Source organism: Streptomyces sp. NPDC001770 (genome assembly GCF_053596135.1).
Window position 1 is genome coordinate 1 of the sequence record NZ_JBSFFN010000003.1, and the last position, 17,699, is coordinate 17,699.

Consider the following 17,699-nt stretch of genomic DNA (forward strand, 5'->3'; position numbering starts at 1 on the left):
GGCCGAACTCCTCGCCGCGTACCCGGCCCTGGCCGCCGAGTACCCCGACCACCCCGGCCACCTGACCGCGGTGGAGAGGCCCGGCGGTCAGCCGGGCCGGCGGGTCCGGTGTTCCCCGCGCAGGACCCTGCCGGACGCCTCGGGATCGTACGAACCGCAGGCCGTGCCCGCCCAGATGGACGCCTGACGGGGCAGCGCGTAGTAGGGGACCAGCACGGTCACCGGGCGGCCGCGGTCGTCCCGGGCCGCCCACAGGGCGGGCAGCACATCGGGGGAATCCCCCGCCAGGAGGGCGAGCCGGCAGGGTTCGCACGCGGGGCGGCGGGCCGCGGCGGCCTCCCGCGCGACGACCCGCCGCCCCTTGCGGCCCCGCTGCTCCCTGGCCGGTTCGGAGGCCGGTCCGTGCAGCGGGTTGTAGAAGCAGCGCGGCCGTGGCGCGTGGGGGCGCTGCCCCAGGTGCCTGGCCCGCGCGGCGGCGAACAACTCCACCGCGCGGTCGGCGAGAACCACCGCGGCGGCGAGGTCGGGCAGGTCCGCCGCCTCGTCCAGGAGTTTGCCGGCGGCCTGGTAGGCGTCGGTGGCCAAGAGGTAGTCCCGTCGCACTCCGCTCTCTCCGGAACCGGGAGTGAACTCCAGGCGCGGGTCCGCGAGCAGCTCCCCCACCTGTGCGACGTGTTCGGCCGCCGCCGCGGCCAGCCGGGCACGGAGGGCCTCCCACTCCGCCCGGACCAGGCGCTCCCGGTCCCGCGAGCGTGCCCGGCCCCGGACTCCCCCGTCCGCCGGTCCACCGGCAGGACCGCCGGCCGGTCGGGGCAGACCGGGCCAGACGGCCAGGCCGATGCGGCGCAACGACCTCAGCAAACGGTCATTCCCCACGGCTCCCCCTCTGCCCGCCGGGCCGCCCCGTCCGGGCTTCCGCCCAGCTTACGACCTCACCGTGAACACGGACGGGGCCCGCCCCCCGTCAGGGAAGCGGGCCCCGCACCAGGCAGAACGGGTCAGTTGTTGTTCAGGTACTGAGCCCAGAGGAAGCCGCCCTCGAGCGAGGCGGCCTCGTGCTCCTCGTTGGCGTACGTGATTCCGTACGGGCCACCGAGGTTGAGGTACTCGGCACTGTCACGAGAGGCCTCGGCCTGGAAGTAGCCCGCGGCGACCTCGACGGACTCGCCGCCGTTGTCGTTGTCGTGAGCTGCGGCAGGACCTGCGGCCATCAGCCCGGCAGCGGCGACGGTGGCCACCGTGATCGCGATACGGCGAAGCATGTGTACTCCCTTTGTGGGTCGTAACGAGTGGTGCTTTCACCGCATAATCACCCTTTTCGAACACACCCGAAAGCCGAGAGGGAGGGATATACCTGAATGGATGGCCGCCTTGATCCACATGCGCGCACCCCGCCCCTGATCGGCCCATCGCATCCCGGTTCGCCTGCTCCGCAAGGAAGTTGAAGAACCGACCATCCTCATGCATCAAGCACATCGCATGTATTATGCATAGCGCCGCATCGCACCACTCCATCGCTCCCCCCACCCCACGCGAGGAGTCCCGTCATGGACGACCCCTGTCCTCGCGACGACCACGGGCCCGCCCGGCTGCCTGGGCCCGCCCTGCCGTCCGGGCCCGCCCTGCGGCACGGTTCGGCGGTTGCCCGGGCGTCGGCCCCGGAGCGCGGAGAGGAATTCCGGCGGAGCCCGGCAGGGGGCGCGGGGGCCGACGAGAGACCCTCCGGCCCTCCTCTCCCGGCCGCGTCTCCCGGCAGCGCGGGCGGCGGCCGCCCGGCTCACCGGAGACGCACGACCCGCTCACCGGAGCCGTACGGAAATCCGGCGGAAGCCGGTGCGCACCGGCCGGGCCGCGGCATCCCGCCGACAAGCATCCGAACAACGCAAGGAGACTGCATGCCCTCCCCCCATTCCTCCGCGACGCCCTCCTCCGACCCCGCCGGGGAGAGGTCGCACGAGCCCGGCCCCGGCCCCACTCCCGTCCCCGCCCTCGACCGCGACCTCGACCTCGACCGGATCCGGGCCCGCTACCGGGCCGAACGCGAGCGGCGGATCAGGACCGACGGCGCGCGGCAGTACCGGCCGGCCACCGGGAGCTTCGGCTACTACCAGGAAGACCCCTACGCGCAGGGGGACTTCGCACGCGAGCCGCTCCACGACACCGTCGACGTGGCGATCGTCGGCGGCGGCTTCGCCGGACTCCTCGCGGGGGCCCGCCTCCGCCAGGCGGGCGTCGGTTCGATCCGGGTGATCGAACGCGGCGCGGACTTCGGCGGCACCTGGTACTGGAACCGCTACCCGGGGATCCACTGCGACATCGAGTCGTACATCTATCTGCCACTGCTGGAGGAGGTCGGTTACGTCCCTCGCTGGAGGTACGCGCCGGGCGAGGAGATCCGGCAGCACGCACGGGCGATCGGCCGGACCTTCGACCTCTACCGCGACGCGCTCTTCCGGACGAGCGTCACCGGACTGCGCTGGGTAGAGGAGAAGTCCGCGTGGCTCGTCGGCACCGATCGCGGAGACCAGGTGCTCGCACGGTACGTGGTCACGGCCCAGGGCACGCTGAGCGAGGCGAAGCTCCCCGGCATCCCCGGGATCGAGAAGTTCGCCGGGCACACGTTCCACACCAGCCGGTGGGACTACGCCTACACCGGCGGCAGCGCGGACGGCGGCCTGAGCGCGCTCGCGGACAAGCGTGTCGCCCTCGTCGGCACGGGCGCCACCGCCATCCAGTGCGTGCCCCATCTCGGCGCGGACGCAGAGCACTTGTACGTGTTCCAGCGCACTCCCTCCTCCGTCGACGTCCGCGGCAACCGCCCCACCGACCCGGCGTGGGCCGCCGCTCTGGAGCCCGGCTGGCAGCGCCGCCGCCGGGAGAACTTCCTCGCGCTCGTCACCGGCGGGCAGGTGGACGAGGATCTGGTGAACGACGGCTGGACCAGCACCGCGCGCCTGCAGCAGAAGCTGATCCCGAGCGACGGCTACCAGGACCTGTCGAGCGAGGAGCGCGAACAGGCTTACGAAATGGCCGACTTCCGGAAGATGGACGAGATCCGCGCCCGGGTGGAGTCGGTCGTGGACGACCCGCGGACCGCCGAACTGCTCAAGCCGTGGTACCGCTACATGTGCAAGCGCCCCACCTTCAGCGATCACTATCTGCAGACGTTCAACCGCCCCAACGTCACCCTGGTCGACACCGCGGACAGTCATGGGGTGGAGGAGATCACCGAGAACGCCGTCGTGGCCGGCGGGACCGCCTACGAGGTCGACTGCGTCATCTTCTCCACCGGGTTCCAGGTCGGCGCCTCCGGCGTCCTCACGGGCAGCCTGCCGGTCACGGGCCGGGGCGGGATCACCCTGAAGGAGGCCTGGCAGCAGGGCCCCAGGACGCTGCACGGCTTCTACAGCCACGGCTTCCCGAACCTCTTCCAGCTCGGCCCGCTGCAGAACGCCAGTTCCGTCAACTTCACGCACGTGCTGGACGAACAGGCGAGCCACGTGGCCGAGGTCGTCGCCGCCGCACGTGACCGCCGGGCCGCGTACGTGGAGCCCACGGCGGAGGCGGAGAGCGCCTGGGTCGCCACCATCCGGGAGAAGGCGGCGGATCTGCACGCCTTCCAGGCGGAGTGCACCCCCGGCTACTACAACAACGAGGGAAACCCGCGGAAGCGCGGCCAGTCGTTCGGGGACGGGCCGGTCGCGTTCCACTCTTTGCTGCGGGAATGGCGCGAGGGGGACGGCCTGGACGAGGTGCTGGCCGAGGCCGGGCAGGACCGGGCGTGAGGCAGCGGCGCACCGGCTCCGGTGCCGGGCCAGGGGCGGAGACTCCCGGGGAGCATCGGCTGCGCGCAGCCGGGCCGGAGCCTTCCGAGCGGCGCCGACGACGGGCCGAACGGCTCAACGACCCGAATCCGCTGCGTGGTTCGAACGGCGTCGCGTTCGGTCCGGACGGACGGCTGTACGTAGCCCAGTACCTGCTGGGCACGGTCAGCGCGGTGGACCTCGCGAGCGGCGACATCGACGTGGTGACACCGGAGGACTGCCCGGTGCGCTCTCCCGACGACCTCGCCTTCGGGACCGACGGATCGATGTACGTCGCCGACCTGGTGCCGGGCATCGTCTGGCGCCGCAGCCCGCTCGGCTCGTACTCCGTCGTCTCGGACCAGGTGGTGCTCCCCAACGGCATCACCTGCGTCGGCGACCGCCTCTTCGTCAACGAGATGAGGATGGGCGGCCGTCTGGTCGAGCTCTTCCCGGACGGCGGGGAACCGGTGGTCCTCGCGGAAGGCCTGGCCATGGGCAACGCGATGCAGACCGGTCCGGACGGCTGCCTCTACTACCCGCACATGATGACCGGCGAGGTCTGGCGGGTCCCGCCCGACGGGGGCGTGGCCGAGAGGGTCGCGCGGGACGTGCACGAGCCGGTCGCGGTCCGCTTCGACCGGGGCGGCGTCCTGCACGTGCTCTCCCGGGGCGTGGCCGGTTTCGTCACCCGTATCGACCTCCACGGGACGGGGGCCCGCTCCATCGTCACCTCCGGCCTGGTGGGGCTCGACAACGCGGCGTTCGACGCGGAGAACCGCATGTTCGTCTCCAGCTACGCCGGTGGCGGTGTCAGCGAACTGCACCCGGACGGCCGGACCCGCGACGTCGTCAGGAGAGGGCTGGTGGGCCCGTACGGGGTGACGGGCCTGGGGGGCACGGTCTTCACGGCGGACCACTACCGGCTGAGCGCGCCCGCGGGCCCGCCGCGGAAGGGCGCCGAACCGCGTACGGCGGCCGACGCCTCGTCGGTGCTGCGTACCTTCGCCCACGGCATCGCGTCCGACGGCACCCTGCTGCACACCACCTCGCAGTACGGGGAGGTCGCCACCTATGACCCCGGAACCGGTACCACCCGGGTCCGGGCAACCGGTCTGGCCAGGCCACTGGGGATCGCCGCACGCCCGGACGGCCTGCTGTTCGTCGTCGAGGCGGACCGCGGCCGGATCCTGACGATCGACGGGAACGACGCCGTCGGCGTGTTCGCCGAAGGACTCACGGGGCCGGTCGACGTGGCCCTGGACACGGACGGCACCTGCTACGTGAGCGACGAGGCGCTCGGAGCCGTCCTCCGCGTCGAGGAGGACGGCCCGCACGTCCTCGCGGACGGTCTCGACCGGCCCCAGGGGCTGGCGGTCCTCGGGGCCGAGGTCTTCACGGTCGAGACGGGTGCGCGACGGCTGGTCGCCGTCTCGCTCACGACCGGGGAGACCCGGACGGACGCCGAGGGCCTGCCGGTCGTCGCGTCCCTGGATGCCCCGGGAGAGCCCCGGGCGCTGTTCTCCCACGGGATGCCCGGGATGCCGAGGTCGTTCGCCGGGCTGGCCGCGGGGCCCGGAGGCACCTTGCTGTTGTCGGCCAACCGGGAAGGGACCGTGTGGCGCCTCACGCCCTCGGGGTCCGAGGAGGAGGCGGACGCCGCACAGTGAGGAAGCGGGGTGAGCCCGCCGGAACTCCTCCCCGCGAGGGTTTCCGGCGGGCTCACCCCGGGCGGCACTCCCGCCCGGGTGCTCTCCCGCCCCGTCCGTCGGGCCGTCGTCCCGGCATGGCGTCACGACGTCACGCCGTCATCCCGGAAGTGCGCCCCCGGGCGGTGCGGCACGGGGAGAATCGCCGTACGGCACCGTCGGCTTCCCCCTCACGGCGCACCGATAAGCAGACACGATCGATCCCGATCAGTATTCGGCATTGGACGCAGAGTGCCCCTTTCCTGCATGCTCAGTGCCATGTTCAGGCCTGAGATGGTGAGGGAGTCCAGCCGGTACCCGGCAGGTGCTGCCGCATGCCACCACGGACTCAGTGATCACCTGACGCCCCGTCTGACCCAGTGCCGAGTCGTGGACTTCGGAAAGGTCTGGTCGACCAGCTGTCGCTGAGCCGACGCGCGGGTCCTGCCGGACTCCGGTGAACACCACCCCCTCCGCACGGCCGCGCTCCCTCGCGCACCCCTTCCCGCCACAACCTTCGGCCCCCCATGGCCGCCGTACACCCGGGTCCTTCGCGGCCCGGCGGTAACGCGCGGCCCGGAGCACTGTCATGCCCTTGCCCGCCGCGCCGCCCCACGTGGCCGGACAACTGCCCGTCCCAAGACCTAGGACACACCCATGGCCTCCGAACTCTCCTTCCCTGCCGCACTGGAGGGCCGATGAGCTCCGCCACCGAGAGCCGGCCGATACCCGCCGCTCTCGACCGCCTGGACGAGGTGACCGCCTCGCTCGCGGCCACCGCCGCCGAGTACGACCGCACCGGGGCCTTTCCCCACAAGCCGATCCAACTCCTGCATGAGACAGGCCTTCTGACCGCCGGAGTGGACGCCCGCTACGGCGGATCCGGGGCGACCTTCACCGAGGTCGCGAAGATCCTGCTGGCGGTGGGACGCGGCGATCCGTCGACGGCGCTCATCGCCGGCATGACCATCGTCCCGCATCTGCTCCAGACCCGGAGCCCGTGGCCCGAGGAGCTCTACGCCCGGGTCCTGGCGGAGTCCGCCGAGCGGCCGACCCTGCTCAACCACGCCCGTGCGGAACCGGACTTGGGATCGTCCACCCACGGGCTCCCGGCGACCGTCGCGCGGCGGACGGCGAACGGCTGGTCGATCAGCGGACGCAAGCGCTTCGTCACCGGCGCGGAGGGCCTCAGCTACTTCCTGGTCTGGGCGGTGACCGACGAACCCTCGCCCCGGGTGGGCAACTTCATCGTCCCCGGGGGCACGCCCGGCATCGAGATCGTGCCCACCTGGTTCCAGTTGGGGATGCGCGCGACGGGCAGCCACGAGGTGGAGTTCCGGGACGTCGAGATTCCCGCGGAGTACGTGCACGAGCTGGAGCACCCCGGTACACCGCCGGCCCCCGGCACCCTGCCCGGCAGCATCACGATGCTGCTCTCGTCCTCCCTGTACCTGGGGGTGGCGCGGGCCGCGCAGAGCTTCACGACCACCTGGGGCCACGAGCGGGTGCCCTCCGGGCTCGGCCGTCCGCTGGCCACGACGGACCGCTTCCGCCAGGCCGCGGGCGAGATCGAGACCCTGCTCTCCACCGCGGAGCAGCTGATCTTCGCGACGGCGGACCGGGTGGACCGGGGCCTTCCCGTGCCGGGTGCCGACGCGCTGGCGTCGAAGGTTCTGGTCGTGCGCCACGTCACCACCGCGGTCCAGACCGCGGTGCGCCTGCTCGGCAACCCCGGTCTCGCCCAGGGCAATCCGCTGGAGCGGCACTTCCGCGACATCCAGTCCGTCGGAGTGCACGCCCCCGGTGAGGACGCCTCCCTGCAGATCGTCGGCGCCTCCGCTCTCGCGGCGGGAGCTCCGCGTGTCTGAGCCGTCGCGTCCCCCGTACCCCGCCTCCTCCGGCCCCCACGGGGGCACCCTCTCCTGGAGTTCCGCCATGCGCCCCACCCTGTCCAGACTCGGCCGCACCCTCGCGGTGGGGGTGAGCGGTCTCCTTCTCCTCTCCGCCTGCTCGTCCGGCGGGGACACCACCGCCAAGGCGGCGGGATCGGGCAAGCCGGTGTCGGGCGGCACGCTCACCACCGCCGTCGACACCGAGCCCGTCTCCTGGGACATCCACGCCAGCACGCAGGACGTGACCGCGGAGATCGCGCGCGGGGTGTTCGACTCGCTGGTCTCGCAGGACTCCGACGGGAAGTTCCACCCGTGGCTGGCCACCAAGTGGGAGGTGTCGGACGACTTCAGGAGCTACACCTTCCACCTGCGTGACGACGTCACCTTCACCGACGGGTCGAAGTTCGACGCCTCGGTCGTGAAGGCCAACTTCGACCACATCGTGGCCAAGGAGACCAAGTCGCTGTACGCGGCGAACCTGCTCGGGCCCTACACGGGAACCGAGGTCGTCGACCCGCAGACGGTGAAGGTCAACTTCTCCAAGGCGTTCGCCCCCTTCCTGCAGGCGGCCAGCACCACGTATCTCGGCTTCTACTCCCCCGAGGCGCTCAAGGCCGGCGCCGGCAAGCTCGCCGCGGGCGGCCCCGCCGACGTGGGCAGCGGCCCCTTCGTCTTCAGCGCCTACACCAAGGGCCAGTCCGCGACGCTCACCCGGAACCCGGACTACGCCTGGGCCCCGGAGACGGCGGCCCACACCGGGGCCGCCTACCTCGACAAGGTGGTCGTCCGCTTCCTGCCCACCGCCTCGGTGCGCGCCGGAGCGCTGACGAGCGGTCAGGTCCAGGTGGCGAAGGCCATTCCGCCGCAGAACGTCACCGCGCTGAAGTCGACCCCAGGCTTCCAGCTCATCTCCCGGGCCAATCCGGGCGGCAACTACAACCTCTGGCTGAACGGTTCGCTGGCCCCGCTGGACGACGTCCGGGTGCGCAAGGCGATCCAGCGCGGCATCGACGTCGAGCAGGACGTGAAGACCGTCACCTTCGGCCAGTACCCGCGCGCCTGGAGCCCGATCAGCCCGACCACACCGGACTACGACAAGTCCCTCGAAGGCAGTTGGCCCTACGACCCGAAGCTGTCCGCCCAGCTGCTGGACGAGGCCGGCTGGACCGGCAAGGACGCGCAGGGGTACCGCACCAAGGCGGGCAAGCGGCTCACCGTGGAGTGGCCTCAGCTGTCCATCCAGGCGACCCGCGAAGGGCGTGACGTGCTCGGACAGGCCGTGCAGGCGGATCTGAAGAAGATCGGCGTCGAGGTCAAGCGGCCGAACCTGGACATCGGCACCTACAACACCAAGGTCTACGGCGGCAAGGCGAACATCATCGACCTCAGCTGGCCGCGGTTCGACCCGGACGTGCTGTGGCTGTTCTTCAACTCCGGCAGCGCGCCCGCCAAGGGCGGCATCAACGCCACCTTCCTCACCGACCCGTCCTTCGACAAGTGGACGGACCAGGGCCGTTCGACGCTGGACGAGAAGACCCGCGCCGACGTCTACCCGAAGGTGCAGCAGCGGGGCATCGACCTGGCGGTCGTCGTCCCCCTGTACACCCAGGTGTCCCTCGTCGGGCAGTCCGACCAGGTGAAGGGGCTCACCTTCAACGCGAGCAACTGGCTGACGTACTACGACGCCTGGCTGGCCAAGAAGTGACGGCGTCGGCGACGGCCCTGGCCGGCGGGGTCGCCAGGCGGCTGGGCTCGGCAGTGGCCGTACTGCTGGGGGCGGCGACCCTGGCCTTCCTCACCCTCCAGCTCATCCCCGGTGACCCCGTCTCGGTCCTGCTCGGTCCCTCCAACGCCGGCTCCCCCGAGGTGCGGGCGGAAATCGCCCGGGAGTACGGATTCGACCGGCCCGTCGCCGACCAGTACCTGCATTACCTGGGACGGCTCCTCCAGGGCGACCTGGGTCAGTCGTACCAACTCCAGCGCCCAGTCTGGTCACTGATCGGTGATCAGCTCTGGCCGACCGTACAACTGGCGCTGGCGGCCCTTCTCCTGGCCGTCGTCCTCGCGGTGGTATCCGCGGTGTCGACGGCCGGGCGACGGCCCGCCTTCCGGGCGGTCGCCTCGGTCTGGGAGCTGATCTCGGCGTCCACCCCGTCCTACTGGGTCGGAATCGTGCTGCTGACGGTGTTCTCCTTCCAGTTCCACGTCTTCCCGGTGGCCGGGGCGGAAGGCTTCGCCTCGCTGGTACTGCCCGCCGTCACCCTGGCTCTCCCGCTCACCGGGGTGCTGGCGCAGGTGCTGCGCGAAGGGCTCGAAGCCGCCCTGGAGCAGCCGTTCGTGGTCACCGCGCGCTCACGCGGAGTGGGCCGGACGGCGGTACGGATCCGGCACGCCCTGCGGCACTGCGCGGTACCGCTGCTCACTCTGACGGGGTGGCTCACCGGGTCGCTGATCGGGGGCGCTGTGCTGGTGGAGACGGTCTTCGGCCGGCCGGGAATCGGCTCGCTCGTCCTGCAGGCGGTGAGCGCCAAGGACATGCCGGTGGTGATCGGCGTGGTGCTGCTCTCGGCTTTCGTCTTCGTCGTGATCTCCACCGTGGTGGAGCTGCTGTATCCCGTCCTCGACCCGCGGCTCAGGAGCGCCTGACCCATGGCACCTACCCTCGTCCCCGAACCCGCCACCGGCGGCCCCGCTGCCGCCGTCGTGTCCGCGCCACCGCGGGCACGGCGCCGGGCCGGAGCGTTCACGTCCGTTCCGCCGACCGTGGTGGTGGCGGGCGCCCTGCTGCTGCTCATCGTGCTGGTCGCGGTGGCTCCCGGCCTGTTCACCGACCTCCCGCCGTCCGCGATCGATCCGCTCGACGCGCTGAAGGGGCCGAGTTCCGCGCACTGGCTCGGGACCGACCAGCTGGGCCGGGACCTGTTCTCGCGCATCCTGCACGGTGCCCGGCCGTCCCTGCTGCTGGGCTTCGGCTCGACGGTCATCGCGGTCACCGGAGGGGCCGTGATCGGTCTCGCCGCCGCGCTGGGCGGCCGGGCGGCCGACGGCATCCTGATGCGGCTGGCCGACATCCTGCTGGCGCTGCCCGGTCTCCTCCTCGCACTGCTGGTGGTGACCGTACTGGGCACCGGCACGGTCAACGTCATGCTGGCCATCGGCATCGCCTTCGTCCCCGGCTACGCCCGGCTCGTCCGGGCGGAGGCCCTGGTGGTCCGCCGCTCCGGCTACGTCGAATCAGCGGTCGCCCTCGGTCTGCCGCGCCGGCAGATCGTGCTGCGGCACGTCCTGCCGAACGCCCTGGCGCCCCTGCTGACCCTGGCGACGGTGGGGTTCGGCACGGCGCTGATCTCCGCCTCCGGGCTCAGCTTCCTCGGCCTCGGCCCCGCCGCCCCCTCTCCCGAATGGGGGGCGCTGCTCTCCGCGGGGCGCGACTTCCTCCAGACGGCCTGGTGGATCGGCGTGTTCCCCGGCGCGGCCGTCACGACGACGGTGATCGCCGTCAACGTGGTCGGCCGCTACGCCCAGCGGCGCTTCACCCGGAGGTCCGACCGATGAACCCCACCGTGTCCCCGCTGCTGACCGTCGAGGGGCTGGACGTCACCTTCCGGCGCGACGGGGAGGTACGCGCCGTGCGTGACGTGTCGTTCACCCTCGACCGGGGTGAATGCCTCGCCGTGGTCGGGGAGTCGGGGTCGGGCAAGAGCGTGACCGCCCGCACCCTGCTCGGGCTGACCGGGAACCACGCCTCGGTCTCCGCCCGCAGACTCGCATTCGACGGCACCGATCTCTCGGCACTCTCCGAGCGCCAGTGGCGTGCCGTGCGGGGGCGCCGCATCGGCCTGGTGCTCCAGGACGCGCTGGTCTCGCTCGACCCGTTGCGCACGGTGGGCGCGGAGGTGGGTGAGACGTTGCGGGAGCACTCGCTCGCCGCCGGTCCCGAGGTACGGGAGCGGACGCTCGCGCTGCTGTCGGAGGCGGGCATCCCCGATCCGGAGCGGCGGGCGGCGGAGTATCCGCACCAGTTGTCCGGCGGGTTGCGCCAGCGCGCGCTGATCGCCTCCGCGCTGTCCGGGGCGCCGGAGCTGCTGGTCGCGGACGAGCCGACGACGGCGCTGGACGTGACGGTGCAGGCCCAGGTGCTGGAGCTGCTGGGCCGGCTGGTCGGCGAGGGGACGGCGCTCCTGCTGATCAGCCACGACCTGTCGGTGGTGGCCAGGCTCGCGGACCGGGTCGCGGTGATGTACGGCGGCCTGGTCGTCGAGCAGGGGCGTGCCGCCGACGTGCTGGAGGAGCCCCGGCACCCGTACACGCGGGCCCTGCTGGCGGCGGTGCCGACGGTCGGTTCCAAGGGCCGCGCACTCTCCGTGGCCGCCGCGCGCCGGCCCGCCGCCGGTCCGGGCGGCTGCCCGTACGCGGCACGCTGCATCTCGGCCGACGACCGGTGCCGTACGGAACTCCCGGCGGCGGACGCCGGCGCGGACGGGCACCTGACGCTCTGCTGGCACCCCGGCGAGGCGGTCCCGCTCGCGGGCCCGGACGCCTCCCGGCCCCGGGCGGAGGCGACGGCTGCGGTGCCCCGGAGCGGGGCTGGGGCACCGGGCGCGGGACCGGCCCTGCTGGAGGTGGCGGGCGTCTCCAAGAGCTTCCGGGCACCCGGCGGGGGGTCCTGGACCGCGGTGCGCGACGTCTCGTTCCAGGTCGCCGCGGGCGAGACCCTCGGGCTGGTCGGCGAGTCCGGGTCCGGCAAGACGACGACGGCGCGCATCGTGCTGGGCCTGGTGGAGCCGGACGAGGGCTCCGTACGGTTCGAGGGGGAGGCGTGGAGCGGCCTGCCCGAGCGGGCCCGCCGCGACCGGCGCCGCCGTCTCCAGGTGGTCCACCAGGACCCGCTCGGCTCCTTCGACCCCCGGCACACCGTGCGGCGGATCATCGCCGAGGCCGTCGCCAGAGCGGGGATCGCGCGCGGGCGGGCCCGCGCGGCACGAGTCGCCGAACTCCTGGGACAGGTCGGCCTGCCGGCCGCGCTCGCCGACCGGCGCCCGCTGCAACTCTCCGGCGGCCAGCGCCAACGGGTCGCCATCGCGCGGGCATTGGCCACCGAGCCCCGGCTGATCGTCTGCGACGAGCCGGTCTCCGCGCTCGACGTGTCGATCCAGGCCCAGGTGCTCGACCTCCTGGCCGAGCTCCAGCGGGAGTTGGGGCTGTCCCTGCTGTTCATCTCGCACGATCTCGGTGTCGTCCACCACGTGAGCGACCGGGTCATCGTGATGAAGGAAGGAGAACTGGTCGAGTCGGGGCAGGTGGAGCAGATCTTCGACCGGCCCGCCCATCCGTACACCCGCGAGCTGCTCGCCGCGCTGCCACGGCCCGACCGGGACCGGGCGGCCGAGCGGGACCAGGAAGGGGTCCGCGCATGACGACGGGGCTCGACACCGACCTCTGGATCCGGCGCTTCCACCCCTCCCCCGGGGCCGGCGCCCGTCTGGTGTGCTTCCCGCACGCCGGCGGGTCGGCGGGCTTCTGGTTCGCGCTCTCCGCCGCGCTCCACCCGCGGGTGGAGGTGCTGGCCGTGCAGTACCCGGGGCGCCAGGAGCGCCGGGAGGAGCCGCCGGCCGAGGACATCGGGAGCCTGGCCGACGCGCTCGCCGGGGTTCTCGCGCCCTGGTGGGAGGAGCCGCCCGCGTTCCTCGGACACAGCATGGGCGCGGTGGTGGCGTACGAGACCGCCCGCCGGCTCTCCGCGGCCACCGGTGCGGGGCCCGCCGCACTCTTCGCCTCGGGCCGCCGCGCCCCGTCTACCCACCGCGAGGAGACCCTCCATCTCGCCGACGACCGCGCGTTGCTGGCCGAGATCGTGCGGCAGGGCGGCACTCCGGCCGCCCTGCTGGAGGAGCCGGAGCTGGTGGAGATGATCCTGCCCGCGCTGCGCGGCGACTACCGGGCGATCGAGCGCTACCGCTACCGCCCCGGCACCGTGCTCGACTCCCCGGTCACCGTGCTGACCGGAAGCGACGACCCCAAGGTGACGGCGGAGGAGGCGCGGGCCTGGCACGGCCACACGACCGGCCCCACCGAGGTGCTGACCTTCACCGGCGGTCATTTCTTTCCCCTCCTGCACCAGGACCGGATCGCGGCGCTGATCCAGGAACGGCTGCTGCCGGGTGCCGCACCGCCGCGGTCCCTGCCCTGACGTCCTCGCCGGTCCCCACCGAGAGCAGATGTCCGAAATGCGTGCGACGCGGCTGCGTCGTCGAGATGTGGAGCTTGCTGTGGTCTTTGTCGAGCGTGAGAGCCAGTTGACGCGACTTCGAGAGCTGCTGGCCGACTGTCTCGGCGGAAGAGGGAGCGTCGCCGCCGTGAGCGGCCCCGTGGCCGCCGGAAAGACCGAACTGCTCCATGTCTTCGGTGAGATCGCCGCCCGGGAGGGCGCGGTGGTGCTGCACGCGGCGGCCAGGTGCTCGGAGCAGGATGTGCCGCTGGGTGTCGTCGGACAGCTCTTCGGGCGCGAGCACTTCGCGCCCGGGGAGCGCGCCCGGGCGCTGCATCTGCACCGGGGATGCGGCGGGGCGGCGACCTGTGACGCGGATCTGCTGTCCTCCGGCCCGACGCCGACGCATGTCGGCCAGATCCACTGGGAGCTGATCCGCGCGCTGTCGGATCGCACCCCGGTGGTGGTGATGGTCGACGATCTGCACTTCGCCGACCCGGCTTCGCTGAACTCCCTGATCCACATGGGCGGTCTGCTCCGTGCCTCCCGGGTGCTGATCGTGGTGACCGAGTCCGATCCGCCGACCGACGGAGACGCGACGGAGCGCGCCTGGCGCACGCCGTTGCTCCGGCAGCGGCACTTCACCCGCGTACGGGTCCGTCCGCTCTCCGTCGCGGCCACCGGACGGATGCTCGCGGAGCTGCCGGGGCGTGTCCTCGCCCCCGGCACCACGGCCGCCGCCTGGCACCGGCTCAGCGGCGGGAACCCGCTGCTGCTGCGCGCGCTCGCGGAGGACTGGTACGAACGGCCCGGCGGCCCGGCGGCCGCGGGGGAACCCCGCGCGGGAGCGGAGTTCGGCAGAGCGGTGGACGCGTGCGTACGCAGGGCGGGGCGCCGGTTCCGTGACGCGGCCCGCGCACTCGCCGCACTGGACGCCTCCGGCTCGCACCACCGTCTGGCGCGGCTGCTGGGTCTGCCGCAGTCCGAGGTGGACGAGACGCTGGGGGCGATGGACGCCATCGGCGTCCTGGACGAGGGCCGCTACCGCCACCCCGCCGCGGGCGCCGCCGTACTGGCCGGCATGCCGTCCGCCGAGCGTGCGTCGCTGCACCGGGACGCGGCCCGGCTGCTCCACGGGACGGGGGACCCCGCGCCCGCGGTCGCCGTCCATCTGCTGGCGGCCGGCCACGGCGACGAGCCCTTCGCCTTCCCGGTGCTGCTGGAAGCGGCCCGCGACGCCCTGCGCCGGGACGACACGGGGTTCGCGGAGGCGTGCCTCGACGTGGCGTGGGAGGCCTGCTCGGACGAGGAGCAGCGGGTGACGGTCACCATGCTGCGGAGCCTGGTCGATTCCCGGAGCGACCCGGACACGGCCTGCCGGAGGCTGCGGCCGCTGGTGGACGCCCTGCGGGAGGGCCGTCTGACGGGGTGCCAGACCGTCTCTCTGCTCGGGCGGCTGCTCCGGAACGGCAACGGGGAGGAGATCGCTCTGGCGCTGCGCCGGCTCGAACGGTTCTCGGACACACTGGACGCGGGTTCCGCGGCCGAGTACCTCGCCGCGCGGGAGTGGCTGCGCGCCTCCCACCCGGCGCTGCTGCGGGAGACCGATTCCCGGTTCCGTACCGCACGGCCGGTGGCGCGGAACGTCCGGAGCGCGCGTACCGGGAAGTCCGGGGCGGCCCGGACGGCGGAGGGCGCGCCGAGGCGGATGGCCGCCGTGCTGAACTCGCTGCTGCGTTCGGGCCCGGACCAGGACAGCGTGCGGAGCGCCGAACTCGCCCTCCAGTCGACCCCGTTGGACGACGAGGGGCTCGACACGCTCCATCTCGCGCTGTCCGTGCTGGTCTACGCGGACCGCTCGGACCTGGCGGTGGGCTGGTGCGACGCACTGCTGCGGGAGGCGGCCGAACGGGACGCCCCGGCGTGGCAGGCGCTGTTCGCGGCGGTCCGGGCGGAGATCGCCGTACGCCAGGGCGACGCACGGCTCGCGGAGCGCAGCGCACGGCAGGCCATGTCCCTGATTTCCGTCGGGAGTTGGGGTGTGCTGATCGGCTCTCCGCTCTCCAGTCTGCTGCTCTCCGCCACCGCGACGGGCACGGTTCCGGAGACCGGGGTCCCGCGCACGTGGAACCTGCCGGAGCAGTTGTTCCAGACCCGGTTCGGTGTCCAGTACCTCCACGCGCGCGGCAGACAGCGGCTCTCGCTCGATCTGCTGCACGCGGCGCTGGACGATCTGACACGGTGCGGACGGCTGCTGCGGGAGTGGGACATCGACCAGCCCTCGTTCGTACCGTGGCGGAGTGACGCGGTGACGGTGCTGCTGCGGCTCGGCAGGACCGACGAGGCGCGCCGTCTGGCGTCCGAGCAGCTGGCCCTGGTGTCCCCCTCGCAGACCCGGGCCCGGGGAACGGCGCTGCGGACGGCCGCCTCCGTGGCGGACCCGAGGCGGCGCGCGGTGCTTCTGCGGGAGGCGGTGGACCTGCTGGGCGCGGCCGGTGACCGGCTGGAGCTGGCGCGTGGCCTCGCCGATCTGAGCGCGGTCCACGCCCGGGCGGGGCAGAGCGGCCGGGCCCGGATGGTCGCCCGGCAGGCCCGGGAGATCGCGGAGGAGCAGGGCTTCGCCCCGCTGTCCCGGCGGCTCGCCGCGCAGGAGTCCCGGGCGGCGGTGAAGGACGACCGGGAAACCGGTGTCACCCTGCTCAGCGGCTCGGAGTCGCAGGTGGCGGCGCTCGCGGTGGCCGGTCACTCGAACCGGGAGATCGCCGAGAAGCTGTTCATCACGGTCAGCACGGTGGAACAGCATCTGACGCGCGCCTACCGCAAGCTGCGGGTGAAGGGCCGGGCCGACCTGCCGAGTTCGCTGCGGGAGCACGGCCGGTCCGAGCAGCCCGCCGCAGGCCGGGCGCGTGAGCTCACGCGCCCGGCCGGGGGTCAGACCGCTTCCGGGGCGGGGAGCACCGGCAGTCCGAGCAGCCCGCGCAGCGTGTCCGCCTCGTAGGCGGTCCGGAACGCGCCCCGGGCCTGGAGTTCGGGCACCAGTTCCCGGGTGATGGCGTGCAGGTCGTGGGGCAGGGCGCCGGGGCGCAGGCGGTACCCGGACAGCCCTGCCTCCTGCCATTCCAGGAGCAGGTCGGCGACTTCCGCGGGGGTCCCGGTGATGATCTCGGCGTCGGAGGCGTAGGTGCTGCCGTGCTCCTCGTCCAGGCGGGCCAGTCGTTCGGCCGCGCGGCCGGGGGTGCTGTCGAGGAAGACCACGAGGTCCCCGAAGACGTGCACCTTCTGGTCCTCGCGCCCGGCCGCCGCCTGCTCGGTCCTGATCTCCTCGACGGTCGCCCGTGCCTCCTCGGCGCTGTGCGGGGTCACCGAGACGACGTCGGCCGAGCGTGCCCCGTACCGGTACGGCAGGGTGATGTGGGCGACGGTGAAGACGACCGGGTGGCCCTGGGGGGCACGTGGGGCGAGGGACGGCGAGTCGATGGTGATCCAGTCGCCGGCCGCGCCGCCGAGGGGCTCGATCTCGGTGAAGCTGCCGTGCGGGTCCGGGTCGGCGGGGGCGAAGCGGCCGGGCGCGGCGATGTCCCGCAGCGCCTTCTCGTCGTCCACGCCGTCCCAGAGGGCACGTACGACGCGCACCAGGTCGGCGGCGCGTTCGAAGAGTTCGGCCATCGGTGTCTGCACCTCGGGGGTGAAGATGTCGGCGATCACGATCGGCCGTGCGGGGGTGACCGGGGTGCGCCAGCCGGCCCTGCCGTCGCTGAGGTGGTCGAGGGTGGCGATCGCCTTCGCGACGTTCGTCGGCTGGGCGTGGTCGGTGACGATGCTCGGTATCAGCCCGATGCGCTCGGTGCGGGCGGCGAGCGCCGAGGCGACGAGGACGGCGTCCAGGCGGTGGTTCACGTGCCCGGCGGGACGCTTCGGCGGGTCCTCGACCGTGACGAAGTCCAGCAGTCCGCGTTCGGCCTCCTGGGCGAGGGCGGTCCAGTGCGCCAGGCCGAAGAGGTTCCCGGACGGGGCGTCGGGCCCGGCGCCGGCCGCGGGGTGCCAGCCGACGTTGTCCAGTGCCACGGCGAGGTGCAGCGGCTGTCGTGCGGTCATCGTGTTCTTCTCT

Annotated in this window: 12 protein-coding genes; 9 read left to right on the forward strand and 3 right to left on the reverse strand. The window is 73.0% G+C overall.

All coding sequences use genetic code 11. From position 1 onward, the window contains the following. Positions 1 to 87 precede the first annotated feature (87 nt). Together ACWCSV_RS03945 and ACWCSV_RS03950 are read right to left on the reverse strand one after the other, a co-directional pair. Positions 88 to 876 (reverse strand): hypothetical protein, encoded by a 789-nt coding sequence (locus ACWCSV_RS03945; protein ID WP_451138253.1) that lies wholly within the window; start codon positions 874 to 876, stop codon positions 88 to 90. 122 nt (positions 877 to 998) lie between these two features. Further along, positions 999 to 1,262: a hypothetical protein gene (locus ACWCSV_RS03950; RefSeq protein ID WP_451138254.1), complete on the reverse strand. Its 264-nt coding sequence runs from the start codon at positions 1,260 to 1,262 to the stop codon at positions 999 to 1,001. A 633-nt stretch (positions 1,263 to 1,895) separates the two neighbouring features. Here ACWCSV_RS03950 and ACWCSV_RS03955 point away from each other — a divergent pair. The 9 genes from ACWCSV_RS03955 to ACWCSV_RS03995 all read left to right on the forward strand — a co-directional run bounded on the left by ACWCSV_RS03955 (position 1,896) and on the right by ACWCSV_RS03995 (position 16,589). Next, a complete protein-coding gene (locus ACWCSV_RS03955; RefSeq protein ID WP_451138255.1) occupies positions 1,896 to 3,785 on the forward strand; it encodes a flavin-containing monooxygenase in 1,890 nt (629 codons plus the stop codon). Beyond that, positions 3,725 to 5,473: an outer membrane protein assembly factor BamB family protein gene (locus ACWCSV_RS03960; protein WP_451138256.1), complete on the forward strand. Its 1,749-nt coding sequence runs from the start codon at positions 3,725 to 3,727 to the stop codon at positions 5,471 to 5,473. Before ACWCSV_RS03955 ends, ACWCSV_RS03960 begins: the two co-directional genes overlap by 61 nt. A 716-nt stretch (positions 5,474 to 6,189) precedes the next feature. Beyond that, complete coding sequence (locus ACWCSV_RS03965) at positions 6,190 to 7,359, forward strand: acyl-CoA dehydrogenase family protein (protein WP_451138257.1); 1,170 nt, start codon at positions 6,190 to 6,192, stop codon at positions 7,357 to 7,359. Next, positions 7,352 to 9,088: an ABC transporter substrate-binding protein gene (locus tag ACWCSV_RS03970; RefSeq protein WP_451138258.1), complete on the forward strand. Its 1,737-nt coding sequence runs from the start codon at positions 7,352 to 7,354 to the stop codon at positions 9,086 to 9,088. Before ACWCSV_RS03965 ends, ACWCSV_RS03970 begins: the two co-directional genes overlap by 8 nt. Then, positions 9,085 to 10,029: an ABC transporter permease gene (locus tag ACWCSV_RS03975; RefSeq protein ID WP_451138259.1), complete on the forward strand. Its 945-nt coding sequence runs from the start codon at positions 9,085 to 9,087 to the stop codon at positions 10,027 to 10,029. Before ACWCSV_RS03970 ends, ACWCSV_RS03975 begins: the two co-directional genes overlap by 4 nt. Positions 10,030 to 10,032: 3 nt before the next feature. Then, positions 10,033 to 10,938: an ABC transporter permease gene (locus ACWCSV_RS03980; protein WP_451138260.1), complete on the forward strand. Its 906-nt coding sequence runs from the start codon at positions 10,033 to 10,035 to the stop codon at positions 10,936 to 10,938. Next, on the forward strand, positions 10,935 to 12,800 hold the full coding sequence (locus tag ACWCSV_RS03985; protein WP_451138261.1) for a dipeptide ABC transporter ATP-binding protein: 1,866 nt from the start codon (positions 10,935 to 10,937) through the stop codon (positions 12,798 to 12,800). The genes ACWCSV_RS03980 and ACWCSV_RS03985 overlap by 4 nt, the downstream gene beginning before the upstream one ends. Next, positions 12,797 to 13,573, forward strand: a complete 777-nt coding sequence (locus ACWCSV_RS03990; RefSeq protein ID WP_451138262.1) for a thioesterase II family protein — start codon at positions 12,797 to 12,799, stop codon at positions 13,571 to 13,573. Before ACWCSV_RS03985 ends, ACWCSV_RS03990 begins: the two co-directional genes overlap by 4 nt. A gap of 37 nt (positions 13,574 to 13,610) precedes the next feature. Further along, complete coding sequence (locus tag ACWCSV_RS03995; protein WP_451138643.1) at positions 13,611 to 16,589, forward strand: AAA family ATPase; 2,979 nt, start codon at positions 13,611 to 13,613, stop codon at positions 16,587 to 16,589. Here the strand turns inward: ACWCSV_RS03995 and ACWCSV_RS04000 are convergent. After that, positions 16,523 to 17,686 carry an LLM class flavin-dependent oxidoreductase gene (locus tag ACWCSV_RS04000; protein WP_451138263.1) on the reverse strand — a complete coding sequence of 388 codons (1,164 nt, stop codon included), beginning with the start codon at positions 17,684 to 17,686 and terminating at the stop codon, positions 16,523 to 16,525. The two genes, ACWCSV_RS03995 and ACWCSV_RS04000, sit on opposite strands and share 67 nt — an antisense overlap. Between the last annotated feature and the right edge of the window lie 13 nt (positions 17,687 to 17,699).

What these genes read in the sequence shown, in the direction of transcription:
- ACWCSV_RS03985 (WP_451138261.1), top strand. Translation starts at nt 10,935, where the DNA reads ATGAACCCCACCGTGTCCCCGCTGCTGACCGTCGAGGGGCTGGACGTC.
- ACWCSV_RS03960 (WP_451138256.1), top strand. Translation starts at nt 3,725, where the DNA reads ATGGCGCGAGGGGGACGGCCTGGACGAGGTGCTGGCCGAGGCCGGGCA.
- ACWCSV_RS03965 (WP_451138257.1), top strand. Translation starts at nt 6,190, where the DNA reads ATGAGCTCCGCCACCGAGAGCCGGCCGATACCCGCCGCTCTCGACCGC.
- ACWCSV_RS03980 (WP_451138260.1), top strand. Translation starts at nt 10,033, where the DNA reads ATGGCACCTACCCTCGTCCCCGAACCCGCCACCGGCGGCCCCGCTGCC.
- ACWCSV_RS04000 (WP_451138263.1), bottom strand. Translation starts at nt 17,686, where the DNA reads ATGACCGCACGACAGCCGCTGCACCTCGCCGTGGCACTGGACAACGTC.
- ACWCSV_RS03995 (WP_451138643.1), top strand. Translation starts at nt 13,611, where the DNA reads ATGCGTGCGACGCGGCTGCGTCGTCGAGATGTGGAGCTTGCTGTGGTC.
- ACWCSV_RS03950 (WP_451138254.1), bottom strand. Translation starts at nt 1,262, where the DNA reads ATGCTTCGCCGTATCGCGATCACGGTGGCCACCGTCGCCGCTGCCGGG.
- ACWCSV_RS03955 (WP_451138255.1), top strand. Translation starts at nt 1,896, where the DNA reads ATGCCCTCCCCCCATTCCTCCGCGACGCCCTCCTCCGACCCCGCCGGG.
- ACWCSV_RS03990 (WP_451138262.1), top strand. Translation starts at nt 12,797, where the DNA reads ATGACGACGGGGCTCGACACCGACCTCTGGATCCGGCGCTTCCACCCC.